The organism is Pseudomonas sp. PGPR N4 (assembly GCF_059693665.1).
This window is the reverse complement of record NZ_JCAUKV010000001.1, coordinates 1,061,147-1,086,970: the sequence shown is the minus strand read 5'-3', so window position 1 is coordinate 1,086,970 and position 25,824 is coordinate 1,061,147. Positions and strand designations below refer to the sequence as shown.

Below are 25,824 nucleotides of genomic sequence, written 5' to 3'. Positions count from 1 at the left end.
TTCATGTGAGTACATGCATTGGGCCTTGCCTCGTCGATGAGGGTGCCCCGGGACTGACGGACGGTGTTCCTATCAAATGGCGGCGGCAGCGCCATCAACGTAGCGCTGATAGAAGTCGAGGGTGGCGAGGTTCTTGTGCTTGGCCTCGAACATGATGTCGAAGTCGCCCGTGAAGCCCAGCGCGTAACAGTTGGTCCAGTCGTTCCACATGCGCTCGCTGTGCTGGTACAGATCACGCTTGTTGACCTGCTCCAGCAAGGCTGGAATCTCCAGCTTCTGCTGCGCGGTAAAGCCCAGTTCCTGCAGGCGCTCGGGCGGCTGCGAGTAGTGCATCACCGGGCGCACGCCGCGCCAGCTGGCGATGATCGGCGCAAGCCGTGGGTCGTCATGGGCGATGTAGTCGTTCTCGTGAATCCAGCAGTGATGGATATCCAGCACCACCGGCGCAAGGTCGGCCAGGCCCAGGCAATCGTCGACGCCGTAGGTCTTTTCATCGTTCTCGAAGGTGATGACATTGCGCGCTTCCTGCGACAGGCGCGGCCAGACGGCACGCACGCCAGCGGCACCCAGACGCCCGGCAATGTGCACGTTGCACTTGAAGTCCTGAAAGCGCTGGCCGTAGCCCATCATGCGGATCATGTCGGCGTGGTACTCGAACTCGGCCAGGCTGTTTTCGACTACGTCGGGGCGGTCCGAGCCGAGTACGCAGTACTGGCCGGGAGGAAACGACAGGCGAATATCCGCGCTGCGGGCAAACGCGCCAATCGCGCCGAGGCGTGTCTGCAGGTCAGCCTGAACGTTCGGGTTACGGTAGAACTCCGCCACTTGCGGGTGGCTGTAGAGCGGCAGCAGGTCGCTGCTCAAGCGCACCATGCGCAGGGTTGGCGGCAGCTCCGCCACGTACGCCAGCAGGCGCAACTGGGCATCGAGATTGTGTTCGACCAGCTCCAGCAGCTTTGCCGCAGCGGCTTCGACGCTGGCGCTGTTGAGCCAGCGCAAGGTCGTGGTGCGCGGATTGAAGGCCTTTTCGATGGCCTCCAGTTCCTTGATCGCCAGGCTGCGATGCGGGTGGCGGTACATACAGGCAAAGCCCAGACGGGGCATGGTCATCTCCGGGTCGATGGGGCTGCAGCTTGGACATCAGCGCCGCGGCAAACGCTCAGTTCAGCTGTGCGCCGCCTCGCCACTGCGCGCGACTTGGACCTGATTGCGCCCGTTCTGCTTGGCCACATACAACGCAGCGTCGGCCTCGCTGAGCACCTCGGCCGGCAGGCTGCCAGAGTTGGCCTGCCAATGGGCTACGCCCAGCGACACGGTGATCGCACCGACCGCAGCGAGCGGTGTGTCCTGCACGCAAATGCGCAACCGCTGGGCAACCACGATGGCGATCTCCAGGCTGGCGCCAGGCAGGATCATGATGAACTCCTCGCCACCGGTGCGGCAGAGCACGTCGACTTCACGGCAACAGCTGCGCATCAGCTCGGCCAACTGGCGCAGGGCCTGATCACCCACTGCATGGCCGTAAGTGTCGTTGATCCGTTTGAAGTGATCGATGTCGAGCACGACAGCGGCGAAGTTACGCTCCTCGGCCTTGAGCAGCGACAGGTTGTATTCGAGGCTGCGGCGGTTACCGAGCCCGGTCAAGGGGTCGGTTTGCGCGTCCCGGTTGAGCCGGCCGATGCGCTCCTGCAGCAGATTGAGGCCAAACAGCAAAGCGCGCTTCAACTCGGCCGCTTCGAAGTACCAAGCACGCACCTTGTGCAGATGTTCGGCCGTGCCAGGGCGGTCCAGCGCCAGCGCGCCCGCCGCCAGTTGCCACAGCGGCCGGGTGATGGCCAGGGCAAACCACCACAGGGCGAGAAAACCAAGCAATGCCAACGGCGCCGACAGTAGCACCACATTCAGAATCAGCTGACGCATTGGCGCTACTGTCTGGCTCAGCGGCTGCTGCGCGATAACGCCCCAGCCCGTGCTTGGCACTGTGGCAAAACCGGCGAGCATCTCCACGCCGGCACTGTTGTGGATCTGCCGAGTGCCCTCAGACAGGGCGGGGAGCTGATCGATCAGGGAATTACCCTCGACCACTGTCCCGACCCGCTCCGGGTCTGGGTGATAGAGCAGACGCCGGTTACGGTCGACCACGTACAGGTACGAGCCATCCTTGTAGTAGTGCTCGCCGAGCATGCTGTTGAGGAAGTTGCGTTCACGCAGGTACACGCTGCCGCCGACATAGCCCAGGTATTTGCCTTGCCCATCGAAGATCGGCTGTGACAGCACCACCACCAGGTTATTGGCTGCCGACAGAAAGGGTGTTGATACCAGCGGGCGGCGTTCGCGCAGGGCCTCTTGCGAGCCTGGCGTCTGCACATGGGTGCCGATCAGGTGGCGCAGTGGCGCGGGCGAAACGGCGCGCAGAAACCCCTGGGCGTCGACCAGAAAGGTCGAGTTGAAGGCGATGCTCTGCTGCAGCACCCGCTCGGTCTCGGCCAGCAGCGAGGGCGCATCGTTCAGGTTGTGCGCCTGCACCCCGGCACTGAAGCCCAGTTGCTGCAGCGCGTTGCCCAGAAACGTATCGGTGATTGCTGCAAGTTTTGCCGCGTAGACCCGGTTTGCTTCCAGTGAATGGTCGATCAGCAGTTGGCGTTGTACCCGGTAACTGGCGAAATAGCTGGTCAGCAGCATGGTCACTGCAGTCAGCGCCGAGAGTACGAGGATGAGTGTGCGCAGATCCAGGCGCAGTCCTTTCTTGGCGTGTGGCAATCCTGACCTCACTGACGGGTTACTGCGAAATACCTTATGCGTTTCGCGTGATTACAGCTACAGCTAAACCGGGCTGTTCAAGGCAGCGCTTGCAGATCGTCCTCGACCTGCTGCATACGTTGCGCGGCGAGGGCCTGTACCGCTTTGTCCTGGGCGCTGGCGCGCATCAGACCGGTGAGCTTCTCGCTGAGGCGTTTGCCCTGCTCGGTGTCGCCGAGTGCCTTGGCTTTCTCGGGATTCTGCGTTGCCTCGACGATGGTCTCGAATTCGGCATCGCTGAAGTTGGCTGTGCTGTACAGCTTGAACAGGTCGTTGCGCTGGTCCTCGACGGTGAGGTGCTTGCGCAGTACCTGCTTGATCTGCTCTTCGGGGACCTGCGGGTGGGTCATGGCCAGCAGTGAGGCCATCCTGCCGATGTTGTGCTCGTAGGCGGCTTGCAAGGGCAGCTTGGCGAGGATCTGTTGTTCGCGGCTGGGCTGCTGGTCGCAGGCAGCGAGGGCACCGAGCAAGAGCACGGGCAGCAGCAGGTTGAGCAAGCGATTCATCGAGCAGCCCTTGGGCACAGTGGGGTGGCAAGTTTACCGTTTTTCCAGGGCCTGCGTGGCAGTTGCGCTGCGTGGGAAACGGCCTGCACAGATGTCCGGAAGGTAAACACATCGTTTTTGACAGCGGCTGCCCAGCTGCAGCTGAATACCCCCTCAAGAACAGTTTTGCCGCGACGTTGCGGACTGATCCGCAGCGCCTGCCGTTTCGCCAGTCAGCTTGAGCGCGCCCGTGCAATTGCGCACGGGCTGGCGATCGGGTAGAAGTTGGCTTTCACCTCGCTTCAAGGCCTGAGCGCAATGACAGACTGGATCATCACTTCGGTAGCCGCCGATGCCATCGACGAGGTGGTCGCGTTCGTCAACGACTCGCGGCGGGAGCTGTTTCCGCTGCTGGCTGACGCACCGCTGCCGGCTGACCTTGCCCGGTTCAGCGATACCTACCTGCAAGGTGGCGGCTGTTTCTTGACCGCGCGCGACAACGGCCGGCTGGTCGCAGCCATCGGCTACCTGCCTTACGACCACCGCTTCAGCCAGCTGAATTATCACGACTTCACTGTGGTGGAAGTGGTGCGGCTGTTCGTTTTGCCCGAGTACCGCCGCTGTGGTCTGGCCGCAGCGCTGTTTGCAGAGCTACGGTTGCGGGCCAAGGCTGCTGGAATCGAATGTTTGTATCTGCATACGCATCCGTTTCTGCCAGGAGCGATTCGCTTCTGGGAGCGGCAAGGGTTTGTCGTCACCGATATTGAACAGGACCCTGTATGGCAAACGACGCATATGCAGTTGCTGCTGGTGTAGTGGGTGAGAAGGCACTGTGGGGGTTGAGCTAAGGCGTCGCCGCCGGCAGGTTGCCGGGACCGTTTGGCGAACCGACTGAGGTAGATAAGCGCAGACGCAGTCAGAGTTTCTCGTTCTGATCAGCTTCGCTCTGCCTGCCTCAAAACCCACCCGTAAGCGGATACTCCACCGCTACCCGAATCTGATCCGCATCCAGCTCAGCTTGCGCCGTGTTCCCACGATGCACGTCATGCCGCAGAGAGAACACCGTGCCTTTGGCCTTGCCGCTCTGTACTACATAGCGCGCTTCCAGGTCGCGTTCCCAATGTTTGCCGCCGCGGCCATAACCGAGATAGGCATAACCGCCGCGTGGATCGACACGACTGCCGTCGATGTCGAAACCGCGTACATACAGCGCCGTCAGGTTCAACCCAGGCACGCCGTAGGCGCCCATGTTCAGGTCGTAGCGCGCCTGCCAGGACTTCTCATTGGGGGCGTTGAAGTCGGACAGCTGCACCGCGTTGCTGATGAAAATGGCGCCGCGGCTGACGTAGTCGAACGGGGTGTCGCCGTGCACTTGCTGCCAGCCGAGACTGAAACCGTGTGGCCCGTGGTTGTAGCGCGAGACCAGGCTCCAGGTGGTGTTGTCGATCTGCCCGGACAAGGCCTTGCCGGTGTCGCGGGTGCGGTACAGGTTGAGGTCGAGGCTGACGCTGCGTTGGTCGCTCAGCGCGTGGCTGAGGGTGCTGCCCAAGTAGTGCTGGTTCCAGGTGTCTTCATAGCGCGAGGTGTACAGGCTGGCGCTGACGGAGTCGCTCGGGTTCCAGACCATGCCGGCGAGGTCGAAGCTGTCGCCCTTGAGGGCATTCGAGTAGTTCACCACCAGGCCTTGGTTGTGGCTGCTGGCGTTACGGTCGGCGCTCTCGGTGAAGTGCCCGGCAACCAGTTTCAAGATGTCAACTTCGTTGCTGGTCAACAACCAGCCGGTTGCAGTCTCTGGCAGCAGGCGGCTGTCGGAGGCGTTGAATACCGGCGTTTTTACCCGTTGTTCACCGTAGCTCAGCACCGTGTCGGCCATTCGCAGTTTAAGTGCGGCGCCAGCGCGGCTGTACTCGGTTTTCGGGTGGCCTTGATTGTCCACGCTGAGCAAGCGCGCCTTGCCTGCGCGGCCGCCGCCGCTGTCGAGTTGCACGCCGAGGTAAGCGTGGGCATCGACGCCAACCCCGATCAGGCCCTGGGTGAAACCTGACTGCAAGGTGCCCATCAGGCCATAGCCCCATTCTTCGGCTTTGCCGCTACGCTCGCTACGCGGTTTGTAGGCGTTGCGCGCGCCGCTGTTGCTGGCGCCGTGACGATAATCGCGCTGGTCGAATACGCTGCGGTTGAGCAGGCTCCAGCTGCTGTCTTCAATCAGCCCGTTGGCCTTTGCCTGGGCAGACTCGGCGGCTGCCAGAGGGGAGACAGTGATCAGCGGGAGCAGAGCAGCAGCGCGCTTGAAATGGCTCACTGACCTGTTCCCAGTTTCTCCAGCTGTACTTGCAGACGGGCCTTGGCCCGGGCTGGCAAGGTCGCCGGCAGGGCCGGCATATCGACCGCCGGTTCGCCAACCTGGATCAACATGACCATGCCCATCGCCAAGTGCGGAATGCACTGAATTGCATACAACCCCGGTACGCTGAACTGCTGCTCGTGGGGCTGATTGAGCTTGCTCTTGAAGGCTTCGGCGCCGGCTGGCAGCAGCTCGGCCAGGGTCGCGGCATTGTGCCCGCTCATGCTCGGCACAAAGCGCACGCTGTCGCCGGGAGCGATGTGCAGGTGGTCCGGTTCATAGACCATGGCGCCGTCGCTGCCGCGGTTGAGCATCTTTACTTCATGGATTTCGGCGTGAGCCGGCGGGGCGAGCAGGGCGCTGCACAGCAGCAAGGCGAGAGGGCGCGAAAACATAGTGGGAACATCCGTGTTCAAGGGGCGCGGAAACGCAGTATGCGGGCGCCGTCATAAGGATCGGTGAGGTAGTGAGCGTGCACGCCGAAGGTGCGCAGCAGGCGCTCTGGGGTCAGCACGTCATGCGGCTTGCCGAGGGCTACCAAGCGGCCTTGATCGAGCACCGCGAGGCGGTCGCAGGTCAGCGCCTGGTTCAAATCATGTAAAGCCACCAAGGTCGTCACCGGCAGTGCCTGGACCTGTTGCAGCAGGCTCAGTTGGTGCTGGATATCGAGGTGGTTGGTTGGCTCATCGAGCAGCAATACGCCTGGCCGCTGGGCCAGGGCGCGGGCGATGTGCACGCGCTGCCGCTCGCCGCCGGACAGGCTGTGCCAGAGGCGCTGGCGCAAGTGCAGGGCGTCAAGATCGGTAAGGGCCTGCTCGACGATGCGCCGATCCTCGGGGGAGTACGGCGCCAGCGCCGACAGCCATGGTGTGCGGCCCAGGGCCACGGCGTCATACACGCTGATGGCATCGCTGGTGTCGGCTTGCTGCTCGACCAGAGCCAAAGCCTGGGCGATCTGCCGCCGGGGCATGCGCGCCAGTGGCTGGCCGAGCAGTTGCACTTCACCACTGCTCGGTTTGAGCAGGCCGGCAAGCAGTTTGAGGAGGGTCGATTTGCCGGAGCCATTTGGGCCAACCACGCCGAGGGTTTCCCCGGCGATCACCTCAAGCTCGACCGCTTCGAGCACATCGTTGCCACCCAGACGCAGGCCAAGGCCTCGGCAACTGAGCGGCGCGAGATTCACGCTGTTGAGGTTGGTCATGCGCGCCCCCGGCGGCTTACCAGAATCAAGGCGAACAGCGGCGCGCCAATCAGCGCAGTGACCACGCCGACCGGAATCACCTGCCCAGGAATCAAGGTCCGCGAGAGGATATCGGCGCTGATCAGGAACAGCGCACCTCCCAGGGCACTGGCCGGCAGCAGGCGGCTGTGCCCGGTGCCGAGCAGCAGGCGCAGTGCGTGTGGAATGACCAGGCCGACAAAACCGATGGCGCCGACAATCGATACCATCACTGCCGTAACCAGCGCCGCGCAGCTGATCAGCAGCAGTTGGCTGCGGCGCACCGGAATACCCAGCGAGGCCGCCGAGTCGGCGCCGAAGGTAAAGGCGTCGAGGGTGCGCCGATGCCACAGGCATACCGCCAAACCCAGCAGCGCCACCGGCACCGCCAGCCACACCGACGGCCAACGCACGCCGCTGAGGTTACCCAGCAGCCAGAACAGAATCCCGCGCGCCTGTTCGGCAGTCGCCGACTTGGTGATCAAGAATGCCGTAAGCGCGCTGAACAACTGCGAGCCAGCGATCCCAGCCAGAATCACCTGGGCATTGCCGCCGCCAGCACCGCTGGCCCGCGACAGCAACAGGACCAGGCCGAACGCTGCCAGTGCACCAATGAACGCGCCGCCCGACATCGACAGCGCAGCGCCACCAAGCCCGAGCAGGGCTACCGCGACCGCACCCGTCGAAGCACCCGCCGACAACCCAAGCAGATACGGCTCGGCCAGCGGATTGCGCAGCAGCGCCTGCAGGATCACCCCGCAGGTCGCCAGCCCGGCGCCGCATGCGGCAGCCACCAGAGTGCGGGTCAGGCGATAGTTCCAGACGATGCCCGCGTCGATCGGGTCGACTGGGTAACCGGCGTCCCACAGGTGGTTGGCCAGGACCTGCAAGACCACGCTGGGCGCCACTGGCGTTTCACCAATGGCGATACCGGCAAGCATCGCCCCCAGCAAGGCGAGCAGGGCAGCGGCGCAGTAGGGCAGCAGACGCATCATGGTTGCTCGGCTTTCCCCGAAGCAAACGCGTTGGACAGCGTCTCCAGGCCACGGAACAGGCGAATACCGGCCTGCATCGCGTCGGCATCGAGGACGATGATGCGGCCCTCGTGAACGGCGTCCATGTGTTTGGTGACGGGGTCACTACGGAGGAATTCGAGCTTCTTCTGGTAGTCATCGGCAGGGAAGCGGCGGCGGTCCATGCGGGCGATGATCAGCCAGGTCGGGTTGGCCTTGGCCAGGGTTTCCCAGCCAACCGTTGGCCACTCTTCGCTGGACTCGACCACGTTGCGCACGCCCAGGGTCTGCAGCATGAAGTCGGCCACGCCCTGGCGACCGGCGACATAGGGGTCGATGTCGAGGTCGGCACTGGAGAACCAGAACAGGGCGGAGGTCTGCGACAGGTCGTGGCCGGCCAGTTGTTTGCGGGCAGTGTCCAGGCTCTGCTTGAGCTCATTGTTGAGCGCTTCGCCACGCGCCTGCACGTCGAAGATCTCGGCCAGTTGGCTGACGCTTTTGTAGATGCTGGCGATCTGGAACGGCTGCAGCCGGGTGCCGTCGGCACCGACCAGGTTGTCCTTGCCTTCGCAATCGGACGGCAGCACATAGGTCGGCACGTTCAGCTCGTTGAACTGCTCACGGGTGCCGACCACACCCTGTGCGCCGATCATCCATTCGAACTGCGCAGCTACCAGTTGCGGGCGCTTGCCGACCACTGCTTCAAAGCTTGGGTCGTTGTCAGCGAGGCGCTCGACCTGGTCGTTCTGCGCCTTGAACTCGGGCAGCACGTTGTTGAACCACAGCGAGGTGCCCACCAGCTTGTCGCCCAGGCCCAGTGCATAGAGCATTTCGGTACCGGCCTGGCCGATGGTCACTGCGCGCTGCGGCGCCTGGGCAAAGGTCTGCACCGCGCCGCAGTTGTCGATGGTCAGCGGATAGTGGGTGGCGGCGGCCTGGGCCAGGCCAGACAGGCTCAGGCCTGCCAGCAGGGTCACGAAACGGGGCAGCATGGGTGGGCGATCTCCTATCGAACAATGCGGGGAATGAACCCACGGACAGGCATCGCCTTGCCCATTGCGCACGGCAATAGGCAGCACCCTCGGAAGGGTGGAGATGGCCAGCCCGGACACCCCGCCGGTTGGTAAATGTTTGCCGGCAGGTCTCCTGACTGGTGCGTCATGGCCTGGCTCCAGCCTTCCCGGGTCAGCAACCCAGTGGCATCGATGGAGCAGGCTCGGCACTTACAGTTGCGGGGGCAGTTCCGTTTCGCCTGCATTCAAGGGCAGGCCTGGGATTCCCTGTTAGTTCCGTGATGGAAACCGGCGGGCGGCATGGTAGACCATCACGCCGCCGGGGGAAAACGCTTTTCAGAGATACTTGAGCCAGCTGATGTCGCGGCGGCGCGCCTTGAGTTGGGAAAACTGGCGCACCGGCAGGTATAACGCCGCCGCCAGCAAGCCTGCAGTCAGCCAGATGAAGCCGATGCTGTCGAAGCCGAAATAACCACCCTGATTGAGCCCGAACAGCGCGACACAGGCCAGGTATAGCAGCTTGAGCACATACAGGTGCAGCAGGTAGAAAAACATCGGCGCCGCGCCGAACACCGCCAACACACTGATCCAGCGCGCCTGGCCGGCGCGTTCGAAACCGCGCAGCAACAGCAGCCCGGCGCCCAGCGTCAGCGCCAGGAACAGCAGCGACGGTGGGTATTTGGTGATGTTGCAAAAGCTCATCACGGTCTGCATCAGGCTCGGGTAGCTGCTCCACGGCGCTTCGCCGTAGCCATTGAGCAGGCGCAGGCCGACGAAGCCGAGCAGGGCCGCTACACCCGCCAGCAGCAAGCGCCGTTGGCGCACGCTGGCGACGCTGCTGCGGGCGAACCAGGGGCCGAGGGCGTAGCCAAGGGCAATCACGCCAATCCACGGCAGCACTGGGTAGGAAGTGCGCATGCGCAGGCTGTCGGATACCTCCAGCCAGCCGCGGTCATGCAGGATCGCCCACGGCACATGCATGACCGAGCCGGGCGCAAAGTGCACGCCGTCGAGCAGGTTATGCCCGGCGATGATCAGCGCACTGAGCGCGATCAGCGCCGGGCGTGGCAGCCAGACCAGCAGCGACAGCGCGATCATGCTTACGCCGATCGCCCAGATCACCTGCATGTAGATCACCGTCGGGGGCAACTGGAAGGTCCAGGCGAAGTTGACCAGGGTGAATTCCAGCACCACCAGAAACAGCCCGCGCTTGAACAGGAACGCCGAGGTGGCGCCGCGGCCTTGATACTTCTCGCCATACAGCCAGGCCGAAAGACCGGTCAGCAGGACGAACACCGGGGCGCACAGATGCGCCAGGGTGCGGCTGAAAAACAGCGAAGTTTCGGTGCTTTCGATGGTCATCGGGTCAACCACCTGATGATGCATGAAGAAGGTCTCGCGTACGTGATCGAGCAGCATGAACAGAATGACCAGCCCGCGCAGGGCATCGATGCTCTGCAGGCGTTGGCTGACGAGGGTGGGAGAAGTCAGGGCGGTTGTCATGAAAATTCGCTGGTGAGGTTTCGTGTAACGTTATCTTATAACGATTGGTTTTCCTGTTGAAAGTCTTTTGTCGGTGAGCGTAGTGCCCATGAAGGCCCTGGCTAGCCCGTTGCAGCGCGGCCAGCCAGGGTGAATCGTGTTTAGAAGCTGTAGTCCAGCGTGGCGAAATACGAGCGTGGTGCGCCCAGCAGCCACTGCTCGCCGCTGTAGGCGGCCGTCACGTAGTTGCGGTTTAGCAGGTTGTTCAACTGCAGGCCCAGGCGCACGTCAGGCAGCACTTGCCAGCCCAGGTTGGCATCGACCACGGTGTAGCTGGGGATGCTCTGGCTATTGCCGGTGTCGGCGTAACGCGTGTCGACATAACGCAGGCCGACGCCGGCATCGACGTCCTGGCCAAAGCCTTTGCTCAGCCACAGGTTGGCACTGCGTCGCGGCACATTGGCCGGGCGTTTGCCGCTGCGGTCGGTGGCAACGCCTGCCACGCTTTCATTGAAGTCGTCGTACTTGGCCCGTAGCAGCGCGGCGTTGGCCGACAGCTGCCACTGGTTGGCCAAGGCCAATTCGAGGGTCGCTTCCAGGCCATCGGAGGTCTGCTGGCCGGCCTGTTGCGGTTGATGGCTGACAGGGTCGTCGACCAGCAGCTTTTTCTTGACGATGTGATAAGCGGCCAAGGTCCACTCGCCACGGCCATCAAGAAAGCGCTGCTTGACGCCAAGTTCGGTCTGGCGCGCTTCGGTCAGGTCGAAGTTCATCTGTGCCGGGCTGAGGCTGACCAGGTTTTCCACACCGTCTTCACTGGTCGAGTACTGGCCGTACAGCGCCAGGTCCGGCGTCAGCGCATAGACCAGCCCTGCGCGCCAGTTGCCGCCGCTGAGACTGCGGTCGGTGCGGCTGCCGTCGACCAGGTTATCGCGCTCGATGTGGTTTTGATCACGGCGAATACCGGTGACCAGCGACAGCTGCTCAGTCAACTGCGTGCGGTTTTCGGCGAACAGCGCTGCGCTGTGGGTGGTACTGAACGAGCGCGGTTGCAGCGGCGTGGCGCTGACGAACTGGCCGGGCGCGGGCTGCCACGGGTCAATGTAGTCGTTGCCGATATCGTTGTAGGGCCAGTTGTTGGTCAGGCGGAAGCGGATCTTGTTGTATTCGGCGCCCACCACGGTCGTGCTGGCCAGGCCAAACAGGCTGTGCTGGAAGGTGAAGCTCTGGCGATCACCGATCTGCTCCTGGTTGTGCTTGATCTCGAGAAAGCCATTGCGCAGCAGTTGGCCGACGTCTGCGTCCCAGTTGTAGTTTTCGGCGTTGCGCCAGTGGCGACGGCTCTTGATGTAATAGAGCTGGTTGCTGGCGCTGACGTTGTCGCTGATAGCCCACTCGCTGCTCAGGCGGGTCCATTCATCGTGGTAGCGCAATTCGGCGTCACGCACGTTGTAGTTCTTGTCGCGCAGGCTGTCACGGTAGTGCCCGGCAATCAGCGGTGTGCCGAAGTAGTTCATCGGCTCGGCGTCGCCGCGTTCGTGGGCGAGGGTGAAACTCAGGTCTTCGTTGGCATCGAAGCGCAGTGCCAGGCTCAGGGCCAGGTTGCGTGAGTCGCCGCGGTCGATATGGCCATTGCCTTGCTGCTTGTTGATGGTGGCACGGTAGCTGAGGCGCTCGCTCAGGCTGCCGCCGCTGTCCAGGCCCAGTTGCTGGCGGTCCCATGAGCCGTAGCCCAGGCGCAGCTGGTTGTGGATCTCGCCTTGCACGGGCTTTTTCGGGATGACGTTGACCACCGCGCCGGTGGCGCCTTCGCCGTATAACACCGACGCCGGACCGCGCAGCACTTCGATACGTTCGACCAGCCATGGGGCGACCGGGAAAGTCTGGGTGCCGGCACCGGTGTACAGGCGCGCGCCGTCGAACAGGGTCATCACCGAACCATGGCCGTTGAAGCCGCGTGCGCTGAGGCCAGTGCCGCCATCGCCTGGGGTGCCGATGGAGGTGATACCGGGGGTGCGGGTGACCGCATCCTGCACGGTGAGGTTGCTGCGCTGCTGGATCTGTTCGGCGCTAAGGCTGCTGACACTGGCTGGTGTTTCGAAGGCAGTCAGGCCGAGGCGCGAGCCGGTCTCGCTGCTGCTGGTGAGGTCGGCGCTTGCGTCGCGGCGTTCGCTGATCGCGATAGAGGGCAGGGCGACGACCTTGCTCGTCGGCTCTGCGGCCACGGCTGGCGAAGCGGCGGCAATGCAGGCCGCCAGAAGAGTAAAGGTATTGGTACGGGACATGTCGTTCCACTGGTGCAGGAAGTAAGGATCCCGGTGGAAACAACGCAAAGACAAGCGGGCACGAACGCTGGGCGCACGCGCAAACCGGCCTGCGCCCGCCCACCGCGGGTTTGCCAACTGAAAGTTGCAGGCCGGTCTCCGGGCTTGCGAGGGCTGGAAACCTTCACCTTCCCGTGCACGGGCACAGTGGTGTGTCGAAGGTTTCACTCGCTTACCGTTGCGGGGGCAGCGCCGGACTAGTCATGCAGATGACGCACCGGCTTCCCGTTTCACCCTGCGCACGGCGGCGCAGGACACCTGAAACTGGCGCGCATCTGAGCATCGAAAGTGGCCTTAGTCAAACCTTGGCGCTAAGAAAAATTTGTGACGCATTAGAGGTTTGCGAGTTTTTACTGATTCTTTTTCGAACTTTTCACATTTGGTGTGCATCGAACCGCTCGATTGTCACAGAAACACCCACGTCATGGAGACCTTTACCAATGTCCACCCGTAACCTGTTGCGTCATTCTTGCCTGCTGGCCCTGATCGCTGCCCCGCTTGCTGCCAGCGCTGCGCCAAGTACCGATCCGCTGTTCACTTTCGGCCTGCTCGGCAGCTACGACAAATTCAAGTTCGAAGGCGGTTCTGAATCGGAGACCGATCACCTCGGTCAAGGTGGCCTGTTCGCCAACTATGGCAACAAGATGACCGCCGAATCCGGTTTCATCTACCAGATTGGCGCGGACGCCAAGTATGGCAAGAAGAGCGACAACAAGCTCAAGGAGGCCAAGGTTGATCTGGACCTGGGCTGGCGTGCTGCGATGGACGCGCGCAACTTCCTCGACTTCACCGTGGGCGGTGGTTATGACTGGTCGCGCTTCGAACCAGAGCTCAACGACCTGGATACCGAGCTGACCTACAAGTCGCCGTTCGCCAAGGCTGCCGTCGGCTACAACCACCAGTTCGATGCTTCGACGCTGCGCGTGGAAGTCGGTGCCCGCCGCACCCTCGACGGCCGCGCCAAGCTCAAGGTCGACGATTTCGGCAGCGACACCGTCGATATGAAAGACCGCACCAACCCTTATGCCGAAGTCAGCCTGCTGATGAACCAGCAGGGCGGTATGCCCATTTACGGCAGCGTCTACTACACCCGCACCGAGTACAAACTCGATGAAGAGTCGGATGCAGCCGACAATACCAAGCTCAAGCGTGATGAGTTCGGCGTGAAGGTAGGTCTGGCGTTCTGATTCAGCGCGTTAGCAGGGGGCCGCATAGCGGTCCCCGTTTTCTACGCAGATCCGCGGCTACTTGCCACGCCGCCGCGACACCCGCGCTTCAATGTTCTTGCGCCCGATCAGCAGCGCAGGTTTCTCCACCACCGGCTCATCCGCCAGCCATTTGTACATCACCAGGCAATCCACCAGCCCCAGCCGGGCATGCCTGTAGGCCTTGGGCAGGCGGCCGACTTCATCGAAGCCAAGCTTGCGCCACAGCGCTACGGCAACCTCGTTACTCGCCACCACCGAATTGAACTGCAACGCCAGAAACCCTTCCTGACGGGCAAGCTTCTGCGAGTGCTCGCACATCAGCCTGGCCACGCCACGCCCGCGTGCAGCCGGGCATACCATGTAACCACAATTACCCACATGGGCGCCGGGTCCGGCGGCATTGGCTTTGAGGTAATACGAGCCAAGCAGCTCGCCGTCCTGCTCCGCCACCAGCGTATGCAGCGGTGCCTCCAGCCACAGCTGGCGCGCCTGCTCGAAGCTGATCTGCGGGTCGAAGGCGTAGGTTTCGCGGGCCTGGACGATGCTTTGCAAGGTGGGCCAGAAAGCCTCGAAGTCGGCGGCGGTCATGGGGCGAATGTGGATCATGGCGGTACCTGCACGGGCTGAGCCGGCAAGTCTGGTGGTGCAGGCGCCGCCGCGCAAGTGCGGCGACGCCGACAGGCTTACTCGTCGGCTTTGCCCAGCGCATCCAGAGCTCGGGTCGAATAGACCAGCGCTGCTCCAGCGTTCATTGCCACGGCGACACCGAGCGCCTCGGCGATCTGCTCGCGGGTCGCGCCCTGCTTGAGGGCTTCCTTGGAGTGCACGGCAATGCAGCCGTCGCAGCGGGTGGTGACGGCAACCGCCAGCGAGATCAATTCGCGGGTCTTGGCATCCAGGTGGTTGGTCTTGGCCCCGGCGCCGCTGGCGGTCATGTAGCCCGAGACGGTGTCCGGTGAGAGTTGCTTGAGGTCGCCGATGCCAGCCATCAGCTGCTTACGGTAGGCGTCCCAGTCCATCATGCTCATTGTCTTCACCTTGTAGGGTTGCGGCAGGAGCTTTCAGGCTAGTCGAGTGGAGAGCGTTGGCGAGCGGGATAATAGTCGAAAGCGTGTTGCACTTAGGTAGCAAGCATTCAGCGCCGCCGGCATGACGGCGCCTTGCCAGGCTGCCTCAGATGTAGATGAACACCAGCACCAGCGCCGCTACCACCAGCCACTTTTCCAGGTAATAGCGCATGCGGTTGCGTTTTTTCAACGCCTTGCCACGCTCGCGGATTTTGTAGATGCGGGTGAACAGGCGGTTGATCGCGCCAGTCTTGTCATTGGCGTTGTTGGGCGCTGCAGCCGCGGCCATCACCTTGCGGCTGAACCAGCGGTTGAAGGCGCTAGCCCAGCGGTACTTGAGCGGCCTCTCGACATCGCAAAAGAGGATGATGCGGTTGTGCTCGGTGGTGTTGGCGGCGTAGTGGATGTAGGTTTCGTCGAAAATCACCGCCTCGCCGTCGCGCCACGAGTATTTTTCGCCGTCGACATCGATATAGCAGCCATCGTCGTTCGGCGTGTCCAGGCCCAGGTGATAACGATAGGAGCCGGCATACGGGTCACGGTGGCGAACCAGCTTGGCGCCTGGGGGCAGGGTGGCGAACATGGCCGCCTTGACCGTACCGATGCCTTGCAGCAGCTCGGTAGTGCGCGGGCACAGGGTCATCGCCGACGGGTGGGTCTCGCCATACCACTTCAGGTAGAAGCGCTTCCAGCCGGTCTTGAAGAACGAATTGAAGCCGACGTCGTCATGGTTGTCGGACTTTTTGATTTCGCCAACGTGCAGCAGTTGCTGGGCTTCAGCGCGGATTTCCTGCCAGTTGTCCTTGAGTGGTTGCAGCTCAGGGAAGGCATCGACCGGCAGGTAGGGTTTGGCCGGCAGCCTGGAAAACAGGTAGAGGAAGCTGTTGATCGGCGCGAGGAAACTCGAATGATCGCCCAGCTGGCGCGTCAGTTTGTGGCGCACGCGGCCACGCAGATGCACATAGGCAATCGAGAGGACGAAGATTAGTACGAAAGCAATTTTCATCGACAAACACTTGTAGAGAATGGCCATGAGCCATGGCTAGAGCGCGCCAGCATAAACAAACCGCGTACGACTTTGTACTTATTGTTACATTTGATCGACGGTACTTTGGTGGCATTGCCTAGGTGTCGCGCAAACGTTTCCGCTAGGATTTTCGGCTCATCTCCGATCCGCGAGGCCGGTTACACTCGACTAATCCGTTCATTAATCCGGAGCGAACATGGCCAAGGAAACGCGCCCCAGCGGCAGCCCGTTCAAGCGACTGTTTTTTGCCCTGCCAGTCAGTGATGACCAGCGCCGCAGCGTCGCTCAGTGGCGCCGTGAACTTGAGTTGCGCAGCGGCAAGCCAGTGCCCGCCGACAACTTCCATCTGACCCTGCTGTTTCTCGGGGATGTCGACAGTGCGCAGTTACCCGCTCTGTGCGCTGCGGTCGACCAGATCAAACGGCCGGTCGCGCCGTTACGCGTGCTGCTCGATCAATTGCAGGTGTGGCCACGGGCGCAAGCGCTGGTGTTGCAGGCAAGTGATGCGCCGCCCGCCCTGCGCCAGTTGGTGTACGCCCTGGAACAGGCCGCGCTGGGCCTGGGCATCGCCCGCAGCAGCCGTGAGTACCGCGCGCACCTGACCCTGGCGCGTGACTTTCAGGGGCAGGTGCCGGAGGCCAGCGTGGCGGCTGATTTTTACCTCAGTGCGCGGCAATTCACCTTGTACGAGTCACGCAAGGGCCGCTATTGGCCATTGGCGCAGTGGCCGCTGCAGGTCTGAGAAGCGCTTCAGAACTGCGGCGTGTACTTGACCGAGAACATCAGATTGCGCGGCTCGCCATAGTTGTTGCTGCCGTTGAGCTGGTTGAAGCCGGCGACCCAGTATTTCTTGTCGAACAGGTTGTTGGCGTTCAGCGCAAGATTCACTTCTGGGCTCAGCTGATACGCCACCCGCGCGCTCCATACCGTGTAGCCGGGCACCTCGTAGCTGCGCTCGTAACCCAGGGTGTGGCTCTGGCTGGTGAAGCCCATGCCAGTGCTCCAGCGCTGGCCGTCGACTGGCAGCTGGTAATCGGCCCAGGTGCGCAACATGTGCTTGGGCGTCCACTGGCTGAAAGTGCGGCCTTCGTTTTCCGGGTCATCAAGAAACGTGGTGGTGTTGTAGGTGTAGCCGGCGAACAGCTGCAGGCCGCTGACCAGCTCGCCGCTGATCTCGGCTTCGACCCCCTGACTGCGGACCTTGCCGGAGGCCATCGAGCAGTACCAGCCATCACATTCCTGGCCCGATGCGATATCGGTAACCGCGCGGTTTTCCTGGTCATAACGGAAGATCGCCAGCGAGGTGTTGACCCGGCCATCGAGCAACTCGCCTTTGAGGCCGGTCTCGTAGTTGCTGCCAACGATCGGCTTGAGTGGGGCATTGCCCAGGGCACGTTCGGTCTGCGGCACGAACACGTCGGTATAGCTGGCGTACCACGACCATTGCTCGGTGAGGTCATAGATGAAGCCGGCATACGGGGTGACCTCACCGGACTCGGTCATACGGCTGGTGGGGTAGCGCGTGCCCGGGTCGGTCGGGTTGTTGAAGTCGATCGAGTCCCAGCTGTAGTCGAACCAGCTGACGCGGGTACCTGCAATCAGCGTCAGGTCCTGAACCGGCTTGACGCGCCAGACGCCGTACAGGCCCTTTTGCCGAACGTCGTAGCTGGCTTGGTTATGGCGACCAAAAGGACCGGCCAGCAGGCTGTCGCGGCTCGGTTCCGGGCGGTCATGATCGATGTCGAAGATGTTGCCGCTGCCGGCGTTGAATTTGCGCCAGTAGGCGTCATCGGAGGTCAGCTTGGCGTAGTTGCCGCCGACGGTGATTTCGTGCGCCACCGAGCCGGTATCGAAGTGGCCGACCACGTTCATATCCAGCCCCAGCTTGTTGGAGTGGAAGTCAGTGATCCAGTCGGCGTAGCTGACGCCATCGCCGTTGGCCTCCAGGCCTTCGCCGGACGTCTGCACGCGCTGATGGGTAGAGGTGTTGGTCTCGTCCATGCGCACGGCGGCAGTCTTGAATGTCCAGTCGTCGTTGAAGCGGTGCTCGAGGTCCAGGTAGTAGGTGGTGACATCGGTTTCGGCGCGGCTCCAGCGTGCGCCGGTGAAGGTCGAGCGGGGTAGATCGACCGGCTTGCCGCTGGCGTAACGCGGGATACCGCGCAGCATCGGCCGAGACTGTTCACGGCTGTAGCTGATACCTGCGCCAACCGTGGTGGCGTCGTTCAGGTCGATGTCCAGCGCGCCATACAGCGAGTGGGTTTTGCTCCATTGATAGTCGATGAAGCTGTCGCTCTGGTCTTCATCCAGCACCATCCGCCCGCGCACCTTGCCATCGCTGGTCAACGGCCCGCCGGCATCCAGTTGCAGGCCATAGTGGTCCCAGGAGCCGGCCTTGCCGGTGATGGCCACGGTCGGCGCCGCCTGGCCGCGCTTGCGCACTAGGTTGATCGCACCACCCGGGCTGCCGGTGCCTTGCAGCAACCCAGAGGAGCCGCGCAGCACTTCAACGCGATCGAAGAACACCAGATCCTGGGTCGCCCAGTTGCCCAGCGAGTAGCTGTTGCGCTGGATCGGTACGCCGTCGTACTGCCAGTCATCGATCTGGAAACCGCGCGAAGTCACTACCATGCCCGGGCCGATACCCTGCGCGCCGACGATGCCGGTGGTGTGATTGAGCGCGTCCTTGAGGTCGGTGATGCCCTGGTCGTCCAACTGCTTACGGGTGATCACCGTGACCGACTGAGGAATCTCTCGCAGGGTATGGGTACCTTTGCCCAAGGTGACTGCGCGCGCGGCATAGGAGCCGCTGCCTTCGCTGGTGGCGTCGAGGTAGTTGTCATTGATGCTGGTCGCGCCCAGCTCCAGCGCGTCGCCGCCGACACTGGCCGGGGCCACGCTGAAATGGCCGCTGCCAGTCACCCGCAGTTGCATGCCGCTGCCGCTCAGGGCGGTCTGCATGGCCTGTTCGGCGCTCATCTGGCCGACCACTGCTGGCGCCTGCTTGCCGCGCACCAGGTCTGGCTCCAGCGCGATAATGCTGCCGCTCTGGCTGGCGATGCGGTTGAGGGTGGCGGCCAGGCTTGCGGCCGGCAGGTTGAAGGTCAGGGTCTGCGCCTGAGCCAGGGCACTCAAGCTGCTCAGAGCGAGGACCAGGGGCAGGGCGCGGGGCCAGGTGTTGTGCACGGTGTTCTCCCGTTGAAAAGTGGCTGTCAGGAGATAGGTGCGACGAGAAATGAAAACCGGACACGGCTGCGAATGATTTTTAAAAATATTCTCACTAAGCCGGCACTGGGCCGATCAGGGTCAGCCACGGTGCGTAGTACTCGACCTTTATAGGCAAAGCTTCGGCGAGGGCGGCCAAGGCCTGTTGCGGCTGGTCCAGCGGGAACACACCCTGCACGCGCAGGCCGCGCACTGCCGGGGCCAGGCGAATGTAACCACGCTGGTAAGGGCGCAGCGCCTCGACCACGGCGTGCAGTGGCTCATCCAGGACCTCCAGCTTGCCGTCGACCCAGGCGGCGCGCTGCAGCTGCTCACCACTGAGTAGCTGAATGCCGTCAGCGCCAAGCAGCGCGGCCTGACCTTGCTGCAGGACTTGCTCCTGTCCATTCGGCAGGCTGGCGCGCACGCTGTGCTGCAGCACGGTAACCCGTGTTGTGGCTGGTTCCTGGCCGACCAGAAAACGCGTGCCCAGGGCCTGGATCTGACCTTGCGCGGCGCGCACCCGCAGCGGCCGCAGTGGGTCTTTGGCAACGTCGATCAACAGCTCGCCGTGACGCAGCACCACCAGCCGTTGCTCGCGATCAAAGCGCAGGTCCACCGCGCTGGCGCTGTTCATGCTGAGACGGCTGCCGTCTTCGAGGGTGAAGGTGAGGCGTTGGCCGCTAGCGGTGTGCAGATCAGCCATCCAGTCCTGCGCCGCGTCGCTGCGCCAGCCGGCCCACAGGCCGCCACCCAGCAACCCAAGCCCAGCGAGACTGCGCAGCACCTCGCGGCGTGTGCGCGTCGGTTGCAGCAGCAGTTGGCGGGCCTCACTGGCTTGCCCGGGCACGCGCTGATCCAGTGCTCTCAGCGCTGCGCACGGCCGACCCAGGCGTTGCTGTAACAGATCCCAGGCGTGTTGATGGCGCGGGTCTTGCGCCAGCCACTGGTCGACCCGGCGCAGCAGCGCTGGGTCCGGGCTAGCGGCATTGAGCTCGACCATCCAGTCGATGGCTTGCTCGGTCACGTTGTCCAGGCTGCGCGCACTCATGGCTGCAGCTCGCTCAGGTAGCACTGGCGCAGCGCCTGCTTCATGTAGCGGCTGACAGTGCGTTCGGACAGCTGCAATTTGGCCGCGATGTCGACGTAGCTCATGCCGTCGAGCTGACTGTAAAGGAATGTGCTCTTGACGATCGCGGGGAGGCCATCGAGCGCCTGGTCGATAGTCACCAGCGCCTCGATCAGCAGCAATTGTTCTTCAACTGACGGCGCCACCTGCTCCGGCAGATGGCTCAGGCGTTCCAGATAAGCCTGCTCAAGTTGACGGCGGCGGTGACGATCGAAAATCAGTCGACGGGCAATCGTCGACAGGTAGGCCCGCGGCTGCAGGATACTGTCTGGATCAACCCGCGCACCGAGCATCTGGCAAAACGCTTCGGCAGCCGTGTCTTCAGCATCGGCGCGGTTACGCAGGCGCTTGTGGATGTGTTGGAGCAGCCAGCGGTGGTGATCGCTGAAAAAGAAGCCCAGCTTGCGGGTCGAGGTGCTGTCCAACGGTTGATATCCGATCGTGAGTGTGAATCGTTCTCAATGGTAGCTGGATCGGGAGAATTCCCGCAATGGCAGTGTGCTGGCGTCTCACTGCCGTATCAGCGGGCAGAGAGGTCAGGCGCTTATCGCAACCTTGTCGAACAGCTTCTGCCCGATCGAGCGCGCGCTCGCCAGATGGGCAAGGCTCTGGCCGCTCTCGCTGTCATCCAGAAGCGCCGAGCCAAGCACCCGAGCACCGCAGTAATCAAAGATTCCATGCTCGATCTGAGTCGCCATGGCATGGCCGTAACCATGCCGAACGAACGTGCCCGCGTCGGCGCCAGCCAGGCCAACCAGCTGTACCGGGAGGCCGTTGAGCTTTTTGATCAAACGGCCGTCTGGCAAATAGTCGAAGGCCCAGCCGTTGCTGAATACCCGCTCGACCCAGCCCTTGAGCAAAGCTGGCATCGACCACCAATAAACGGGGTAGACCAGCACCAGAGCATCGGCGCGTTCGATCCGCGCCTGTTCGCGCAGGACATCAGCCGGGGCTGTCGCCAGGCGCCGATGTACGGCGTGGTCAGCAAGGCCAAAGCGCGGGTCGAATCTCTCAGTGGCCAGGTCAGCAAGGCTGCTGCTGTGGCCTGCGTCGGCAAGGCCCTCCGCGATCTGGGCGGCAAGCGCATGGGTAAGGGACTCAGGATCATGGTGGCCGATGACGATCAGTGCGTGCATGAAGTTTCTCCACAAAGGGCTGCGAGACGCCAGGTGTCGCTATATACTTTCGGTAAGTTACCGCAGGTAAGTTACTTTTGGTAGGTTGTGATGTCAAGTGAGCAAAATCCGCAGTCGCGCAAGCGCCTGTCGCGGGAGCAGCGCCGGAGCCAATTGCTGGAAGTGGCTCGGGAAATAGTCAGGCTGGAGGGCACCGATGCGCTCAGCCTCGGCCGGCTGGCACAGCAGTCCGGTGTGACCAAGCCAGTGGTCTACGACCATTTCGTATCGCGAAACGGCTTATTGGTTGCGCTCTATCAGGAATACGACGCGCGTCAGTCGACGATGCTGGATGCATTGCTGGCGAGCTGTGAACCGACGCTGGCGGATCGCGCACGGGTGATTGCCGCGGCGTATATCGATTGCGTGATCAGCCAGGGGCGGGAGATTCCCGGCGTCAGTGCAGCCTTGACCGGTGCGCCCGAGATGGAAGCGCTGAAAAACCAGTGCGAAGCGCCGTTTCTGGACAAATGCAGGCTCGCGCTGGCGCCGTTCGCGCCGAGTGGCGATATTGCTGCGGCAGGGTTGCGCGTGCTGGTGGGAGCGGCGGATGCCTTGTCGCAGGCTGCAGCAACCGGCGCGCTTGAACCAGAGCAGGCCAGGCAGGAGTTGCAGGCGACGATTGTCGACATGGTCCTGCGTCAGTAACGCTTTGCAGCGCGCTGCCTGGCTGAGCTGCTCAGACCGAAGCGGACAGATCGTTCAGGCTGCCCGGAGCAAAGCGTTGATAAGGCTGCTCATCTCCCGGGCTCTGGGCGAACTGGCGCTTGTACTCGCGGCTGAACTGCGAGGTGCTCTGATAACCGACCCGGTGCGCCGCCTGTGCCACGCCCAGGCCTTCGCCGATCAGCATCTGCTGCGCCTTGAGCAGGCGCAGGCGCTTGAGGTACTGCATTGGCGCCATGTCGGTGCAGCGCTTGAAGTGCTCATGGAAGGTCGACACGCTCATGTTGGCGCAGCTGGCCAAGGCTTCGACGCTGAGCGGCTCGGCGTAATGCTCGCGCAGATAAGCAAGCGAGGCAGCTACTCGGGCAAAGTGCCCTTGCTGCTCGACCAAGGCCCTCAGCACACCGGCTTGCGGCCCACGCAAAGCGGTGTAGAGCACTTCGCGCACCCGCTGGATGCCCAGCACCTGGGCATCCAGCGGGTCCTGCAGGCACTGCAGCAGGCGCTCGACGCTATCGCGCATGGCCGCATCGAGTGCCGCCGAGGTCATCGACTGCGGGGTTTGCGCCTGCACACGGGCATCTGGCGCCAGCTGCATGCTCTGCACCAGTTCGCTGAGTACGCTGCGGTCGATGTCCACGGCCACGCCCAGCAGTGGCGCTTCGGCAGTCGCGAAGGTCTCGCACATGAACGGCACCGACAGCGCCTGCACCAGGTAATGACCGGCGCCGTACTCCAGGGTACGCGGCCCCAGCCTTGCCAGTTTGCTGCCCTGGGCGAGGATCATCAGGCTCGGTTCATAGATCTGCGGGCTGCTGGCGACGTAGTGATCCCAGCTGAGCACCTGCACCTGCGGCAGATGGGTGGGGACAAACCCCGGGCGGGTTGCCAGGCGGCGAATCAGGTCGCAGAGCGGGGCGTTGGCGTCGACGTGGCGGGTAAGCTGCATAAAGGGCCTGGGCAGAGAATCAGACACTGGCATTCTCGCAGATTGATAGCCTGGCGCCATATCGGATGTGGCGGTTTCGGAGAATCAGGCAAGCATGCCGGAGAATTCACGGTGGTCTCGCTCGCCATCTGGCAGGAGAATGGCTGGCATTGAATCGTTTCACTTGAGAGGTCTTCGCCATGTATACCGCAATCGGTTATGCCGCCCAAACCCCGACCAGCCCGCTGCTGCCGATGAGCTTCGAGCGTCGCAGCCCGCGTGCCGATGACGTCGCCATCGAGATCCTTTATTGCGGCGTCTGCCACTCCGACATTCACCAGGCGCGCAACGAGTGGGGCATCGCTGTGTACCCGCTGATGCCGGGCCACGAAATCGTCGGCCGGGTGACGGCGGTCGGTGCCAACGTCAGCAAGCACAAAGTCGGCGACCTGGTCGGGGTTGGCTGCATGGTCGACTCGTGCCGCGAGTGCCAGGCCTGCGCCAAGGACCTCGAGCAGTACTGCCTGGCCGGCCCGACCATGACCTACGCGACCCCGGACCGGGTCGATGGCAGCAACACCATGGGCGGCTACTCCAACAGCATCGTCGTCAGCGAGCATTTCGTCCTGCGCATGCCGCAAGGCCTGGACCTGGCCAGCGCCGCGCCGCTGCTGTGCGCGGGCATCACCACCTACTCGCCGCTCAAGCACCACGGCGTCGGCCCTGGCCACAAGGTCGGCATTCTCGGCATGGGTGGCCTGGGCCACATGGGCATCAAGTTCGCCAAGGCACTGGGCGCTGAAGTGACCTTGTTCACTCGCTCCGCAGCCAAGGCTGAAGAAGCTCGCCGCCAGGGCGCCGATCACGTCATCGTGTCCAGCGATGCCGAGCAGATGCGCGCCGCCGCCGGGCGTTTCGACTTCCTGCTCGACACTATCCCAGTGCAGCACGACCTGAACCCCTACCTCGACACCCTGACTTTTGATGGCGTGCACATCCTGGTCGGCCTGATCGAGCCGGTCGAGCCACCGCTGCATGCAGCCAACCTGGTGCTGAAGCGTCGCGTACTGGCCGGTTCGTTGATCGGTGGCATCGCCGAAACCCAGGAAATGCTCGACTTCAGCGCCGAGCATGGCATCACCTGTGACATCGAGATGCTCGATATCCGCAGCATCAACGAAGCGTTCGAGCGGGTGATCGCTGGCGATGTGAAATACCGCTTCGTCATCGACATGGCCACGCTGAAAGCCTGACTGGCAGGTGAAGGGTCACCAGGCCAGTGGCTTGTCCAGGCCCTTCCAGAACAGCCAGCGGCGTAGCTCGCCGTGCTCGCCAGTGCCGATCTGCCAGTCAGGTCGGCCGCTGTCGAGGGCTATCAGCGAGATGAAGCCGGCATAGCTGGCGGCGACCAGGGTTTTGCCATCTGCGCTGATGTCCATGGCGCACAAGGTCGAGCCCAGGTAGTGCTGCCAGTGCTCCTGACCGTCTTCGCCAAATGCCCGCAGATAGCCGTGCGCATCACCCACGATGTACTCACCGGCGCGGGCTACGCCAGCGTAGATCCGCGCGCCATCCTCGACCAGCGGCGTGCGCGGGTCTTCGCTGTAGTAGTCGGTATCGAGCCCCGGCAGGTCAGCCGTGCGCACACCCAGGGTGTTGCCGTTGTAGAAATGGCAGGCATTCAGGATCAAATGGTCGCCGCGCTGATTGAACAAGGCAAAGTGTGGGTATTCACCGACGGGGCCGACTTCGGCGACCACCTGCAGTTGATCATCCAGCACCAGATGGCGCACGCCTTGTTCGCCGATGGCGAGCAGGCGGCCATCGGGCGAGACTGCGCCATGCTCCATCGACAGGCCCAGGGCGATATCGTCGGGGTCGATCCCTTCTGCCAGATCATCGAGAATCGTCTGCTGCTGCGGCAACAGGCGAGTCGCCCGTTCGCCGGTGAGCACAAATATCCCTTCGCCGCTGACCAGCAATACCCGCTGCCCATCCGGGAAGGGGATCAGCGCGCTCGGTGTGGGCGGCAAATCGAACGGTTCGAACGGATAGCCTCTGGGCAAACCTTCAAGGCCATGGGGCCAGGCCATCCGCGCCACCTGCGGGCCACCCCAGCCGTCAGTGACGCGGATACCCTCGGCGTTGGCCAGGGCGAAATAACGCCGCTGCGGGCAGCGGCCAAAGTGCTCGACGCCGATCACCGGGGTCACCGTGCGCCCATCGATGCGTACCACCTGGCCTTTTTCGTGAGGCATGCCAATCCGTGCCAGCAGGCTGCCGTCATCGAGCATGAGCACGCTGGCGATGCCTTGGCCGTGCTGCTCCAGCAGCGGTACCAGCGGCAGGTGGGCGGGCGGCCAGTCGCTGCGAAATGCGCGGCGTTGCTGCTCATCGACATAGGGCTGATTGATCGCCTGCAGCGCCGCCTGCCAGGCCGGCAGCAGGTGCTCGGTGGCAGGCGCGACCGGCTCCTCGAGGTTGTCCCAGCCCTGCGTGCGGCCTTGCGCGACGTAGTGGTTGATGGCCTTGGCATAGGCGATTACGGCCTGCTGCCATTGTTGCTGGGCGTGCTGCTTGTCCATGAACGGATCGGACTCCTTGTTCCGCGGTCTGTCTCTAGAGTGCACATGTTACTCCGCCCGCACTGCGGTTGTGAGGCCTTGGCTTGGCGCGTACCATGGCCGCCATCCTTGATACATATCTATCCGCACCTGCCGCATGCTTTCGCAGCGGGCTGG

General features: G+C 63.0%; 24 protein-coding genes and 2 riboswitches. Of the genes, 5 read left to right on the top strand and 19 right to left on the bottom strand.

The features are described from left to right. Positions 1 to 72: 72 nt before the first annotated feature. The 3 genes from AC58X1_RS04805 to AC58X1_RS04795 all read right to left on the bottom strand — a co-directional run bounded on the left by AC58X1_RS04805 (position 73) and on the right by AC58X1_RS04795 (position 3,305). Positions 73 to 1,104: an apurinic/apyrimidinic endonuclease family protein gene (locus tag AC58X1_RS04805; protein WP_497428768.1), complete on the bottom strand. Its 1,032-nt coding sequence runs from the start codon at positions 1,102 to 1,104 to the stop codon at positions 73 to 75. A gap of 60 nt (positions 1,105 to 1,164) precedes the next feature. Further along, positions 1,165 to 2,760 (bottom strand): sensor domain-containing diguanylate cyclase, encoded by a 1,596-nt coding sequence (locus AC58X1_RS04800; protein ID WP_150572444.1) that lies wholly within the window; start codon positions 2,758 to 2,760, stop codon positions 1,165 to 1,167. A 77-nt stretch (positions 2,761 to 2,837) separates the two neighbouring features. Beyond that, positions 2,838 to 3,305, bottom strand: a complete 468-nt coding sequence (locus tag AC58X1_RS04795) for a hypothetical protein (protein ID WP_101323038.1) — start codon at positions 3,303 to 3,305, stop codon at positions 2,838 to 2,840. Between the two features lie 297 nt (positions 3,306 to 3,602). Here AC58X1_RS04795 and AC58X1_RS04790 point away from each other — a divergent pair, with 297 nt between their 5' ends. Further along, positions 3,603 to 4,100 carry a GNAT family N-acetyltransferase gene (locus AC58X1_RS04790; protein WP_150569060.1) on the top strand — a complete coding sequence of 166 codons (498 nt, stop codon included), beginning with the start codon at positions 3,603 to 3,605 and terminating at the stop codon, positions 4,098 to 4,100. 139 nt (positions 4,101 to 4,239) lie between these two features. Here the strand turns inward: AC58X1_RS04790 and AC58X1_RS04785 are convergent, their stop codons facing one another. The 7 genes from AC58X1_RS04785 to AC58X1_RS04755 all read right to left on the bottom strand — a co-directional run bounded on the left by AC58X1_RS04785 (position 4,240) and on the right by AC58X1_RS04755 (position 12,640). After that, entirely contained in the window at positions 4,240 to 5,586 is a 1,347-nt protein-coding gene (locus AC58X1_RS04785) for an OprD family porin (protein WP_316937004.1), read from the bottom strand. After that, entirely contained in the window at positions 5,583 to 6,023 is a 441-nt protein-coding gene (locus tag AC58X1_RS04780) for a pseudoazurin (protein WP_188036124.1), read from the bottom strand. The genes AC58X1_RS04785 and AC58X1_RS04780 overlap by 4 nt, the downstream gene beginning before the upstream one ends. A 17-nt stretch (positions 6,024 to 6,040) precedes the next feature. Then, the gene (locus tag AC58X1_RS04775; protein WP_181089244.1) at positions 6,041 to 6,829 is read right to left on the bottom strand and encodes an ABC transporter ATP-binding protein; all 789 of its coding nucleotides are present in this window, start codon (positions 6,827 to 6,829) and stop codon (positions 6,041 to 6,043) included. Continuing rightward, a complete protein-coding gene (locus tag AC58X1_RS04770; protein ID WP_188036123.1) occupies positions 6,826 to 7,842 on the bottom strand; it encodes a FecCD family ABC transporter permease in 1,017 nt (338 codons plus the stop codon). The genes AC58X1_RS04775 and AC58X1_RS04770 overlap by 4 nt, the downstream gene beginning before the upstream one ends. Continuing rightward, positions 7,839 to 8,852 carry an ABC transporter substrate-binding protein gene (locus AC58X1_RS04765; protein WP_188036122.1) on the bottom strand — a complete coding sequence of 338 codons (1,014 nt, stop codon included), beginning with the start codon at positions 8,850 to 8,852 and terminating at the stop codon, positions 7,839 to 7,841. Before AC58X1_RS04765 ends, AC58X1_RS04770 begins: the two co-directional genes overlap by 4 nt. A gap of 127 nt (positions 8,853 to 8,979) precedes the next feature. Continuing rightward, positions 8,980 to 9,181: riboswitch (cobalamin riboswitch) on the bottom strand. 28 nt (positions 9,182 to 9,209) lie between these two features. Beyond that, complete coding sequence (locus AC58X1_RS04760) at positions 9,210 to 10,376, bottom strand: acetyltransferase domain-containing protein (RefSeq protein WP_188036121.1); 1,167 nt, start codon at positions 10,374 to 10,376, stop codon at positions 9,210 to 9,212. A 140-nt stretch (positions 10,377 to 10,516) separates the two neighbouring features. Further along, positions 10,517 to 12,640 carry a TonB-dependent receptor gene (locus tag AC58X1_RS04755; protein WP_497428439.1) on the bottom strand — a complete coding sequence of 708 codons (2,124 nt, stop codon included), beginning with the start codon at positions 12,638 to 12,640 and terminating at the stop codon, positions 10,517 to 10,519. A gap of 112 nt (positions 12,641 to 12,752) precedes the next feature. Next, positions 12,753 to 12,956: riboswitch (cobalamin riboswitch) on the bottom strand. 163 nt (positions 12,957 to 13,119) lie between these two features. Here AC58X1_RS04755 and AC58X1_RS04750 point away from each other — a divergent pair. Beyond that, positions 13,120 to 13,866, top strand: a complete 747-nt coding sequence (locus tag AC58X1_RS04750) for an outer membrane beta-barrel protein (protein ID WP_101319980.1) — start codon at positions 13,120 to 13,122, stop codon at positions 13,864 to 13,866. Positions 13,867 to 13,923: 57 nt separating this feature from the next. Here AC58X1_RS04750 and AC58X1_RS04745 read toward each other — a convergent pair whose 3' ends face one another. The 3 genes from AC58X1_RS04745 to lpxO form a co-directional block, all read right to left on the bottom strand. Beyond that, on the bottom strand, positions 13,924 to 14,493 hold the full coding sequence (locus AC58X1_RS04745; protein WP_188036119.1) for a GNAT family N-acetyltransferase: 570 nt from the start codon (positions 14,491 to 14,493) through the stop codon (positions 13,924 to 13,926). 77 nt (positions 14,494 to 14,570) lie between these two features. Continuing rightward, on the bottom strand, positions 14,571 to 14,915 hold the full coding sequence (locus AC58X1_RS04740; protein WP_150572434.1) for a carboxymuconolactone decarboxylase family protein: 345 nt from the start codon (positions 14,913 to 14,915) through the stop codon (positions 14,571 to 14,573). Between the two features lie 145 nt (positions 14,916 to 15,060). Further along, a complete protein-coding gene (gene lpxO, locus AC58X1_RS04735) occupies positions 15,061 to 15,960 on the bottom strand; it encodes a lipid A hydroxylase LpxO (RefSeq protein WP_188036118.1) in 900 nt (299 codons plus the stop codon). A 217-nt stretch (positions 15,961 to 16,177) separates the two neighbouring features. On the opposite strand from lpxO, the gene thpR reads away from it, so the two are divergent. After that, complete coding sequence (gene thpR, locus AC58X1_RS04730; protein WP_188036117.1) at positions 16,178 to 16,723, top strand: RNA 2',3'-cyclic phosphodiesterase; 546 nt, start codon at positions 16,178 to 16,180, stop codon at positions 16,721 to 16,723. Between the two features lie 8 nt (positions 16,724 to 16,731). Here thpR and AC58X1_RS04725 read toward each other — a convergent pair whose 3' ends face one another. The 4 genes from AC58X1_RS04725 to AC58X1_RS04710 form a co-directional block, all read right to left on the bottom strand. Further along, on the bottom strand, positions 16,732 to 19,167 hold the full coding sequence (locus AC58X1_RS04725) for a TonB-dependent siderophore receptor (RefSeq protein WP_188036116.1): 2,436 nt from the start codon (positions 19,165 to 19,167) through the stop codon (positions 16,732 to 16,734). Positions 19,168 to 19,261: 94 nt separating this feature from the next. Then, complete coding sequence (locus AC58X1_RS04720; protein WP_150572430.1) at positions 19,262 to 20,236, bottom strand: FecR family protein; 975 nt, start codon at positions 20,234 to 20,236, stop codon at positions 19,262 to 19,264. Next, a complete protein-coding gene (locus tag AC58X1_RS04715) occupies positions 20,233 to 20,739 on the bottom strand; it encodes a sigma-70 family RNA polymerase sigma factor (RefSeq protein WP_150569071.1) in 507 nt (168 codons plus the stop codon). Before AC58X1_RS04715 ends, AC58X1_RS04720 begins: the two co-directional genes overlap by 4 nt. Positions 20,740 to 20,850: 111 nt before the next feature. Continuing rightward, a complete protein-coding gene (locus AC58X1_RS04710; RefSeq protein WP_181089231.1) occupies positions 20,851 to 21,450 on the bottom strand; it encodes an NAD(P)H-dependent oxidoreductase in 600 nt (199 codons plus the stop codon). Positions 21,451 to 21,540: 90 nt separating this feature from the next. Between AC58X1_RS04710 and AC58X1_RS04705 the strand changes: the two genes are divergently transcribed. Further along, positions 21,541 to 22,137 (top strand): TetR/AcrR family transcriptional regulator, encoded by a 597-nt coding sequence (locus AC58X1_RS04705; RefSeq protein ID WP_497428438.1) that lies wholly within the window; start codon positions 21,541 to 21,543, stop codon positions 22,135 to 22,137. Between the two features lie 31 nt (positions 22,138 to 22,168). Here AC58X1_RS04705 and AC58X1_RS04700 read toward each other — a convergent pair whose 3' ends face one another. Beyond that, a complete protein-coding gene (locus AC58X1_RS04700; RefSeq protein WP_188036115.1) occupies positions 22,169 to 23,104 on the bottom strand; it encodes an AraC family transcriptional regulator in 936 nt (311 codons plus the stop codon). Positions 23,105 to 23,283: 179 nt separating this feature from the next. Here AC58X1_RS04700 and AC58X1_RS04695 point away from each other — a divergent pair, with 179 nt between their 5' ends. Then, positions 23,284 to 24,336, top strand: coding sequence for an NAD(P)-dependent alcohol dehydrogenase (locus AC58X1_RS04695; RefSeq protein ID WP_101319963.1), 1,053 nt, complete (start codon positions 23,284 to 23,286; stop codon positions 24,334 to 24,336). Between the two features lie 15 nt (positions 24,337 to 24,351). Here the strand turns inward: AC58X1_RS04695 and AC58X1_RS04690 are convergent, their stop codons facing one another. After that, positions 24,352 to 25,668 (bottom strand): hypothetical protein, encoded by a 1,317-nt coding sequence (locus AC58X1_RS04690; protein ID WP_220633747.1) that lies wholly within the window; start codon positions 25,666 to 25,668, stop codon positions 24,352 to 24,354. Between the last annotated feature and the right edge of the window lie 156 nt (positions 25,669 to 25,824).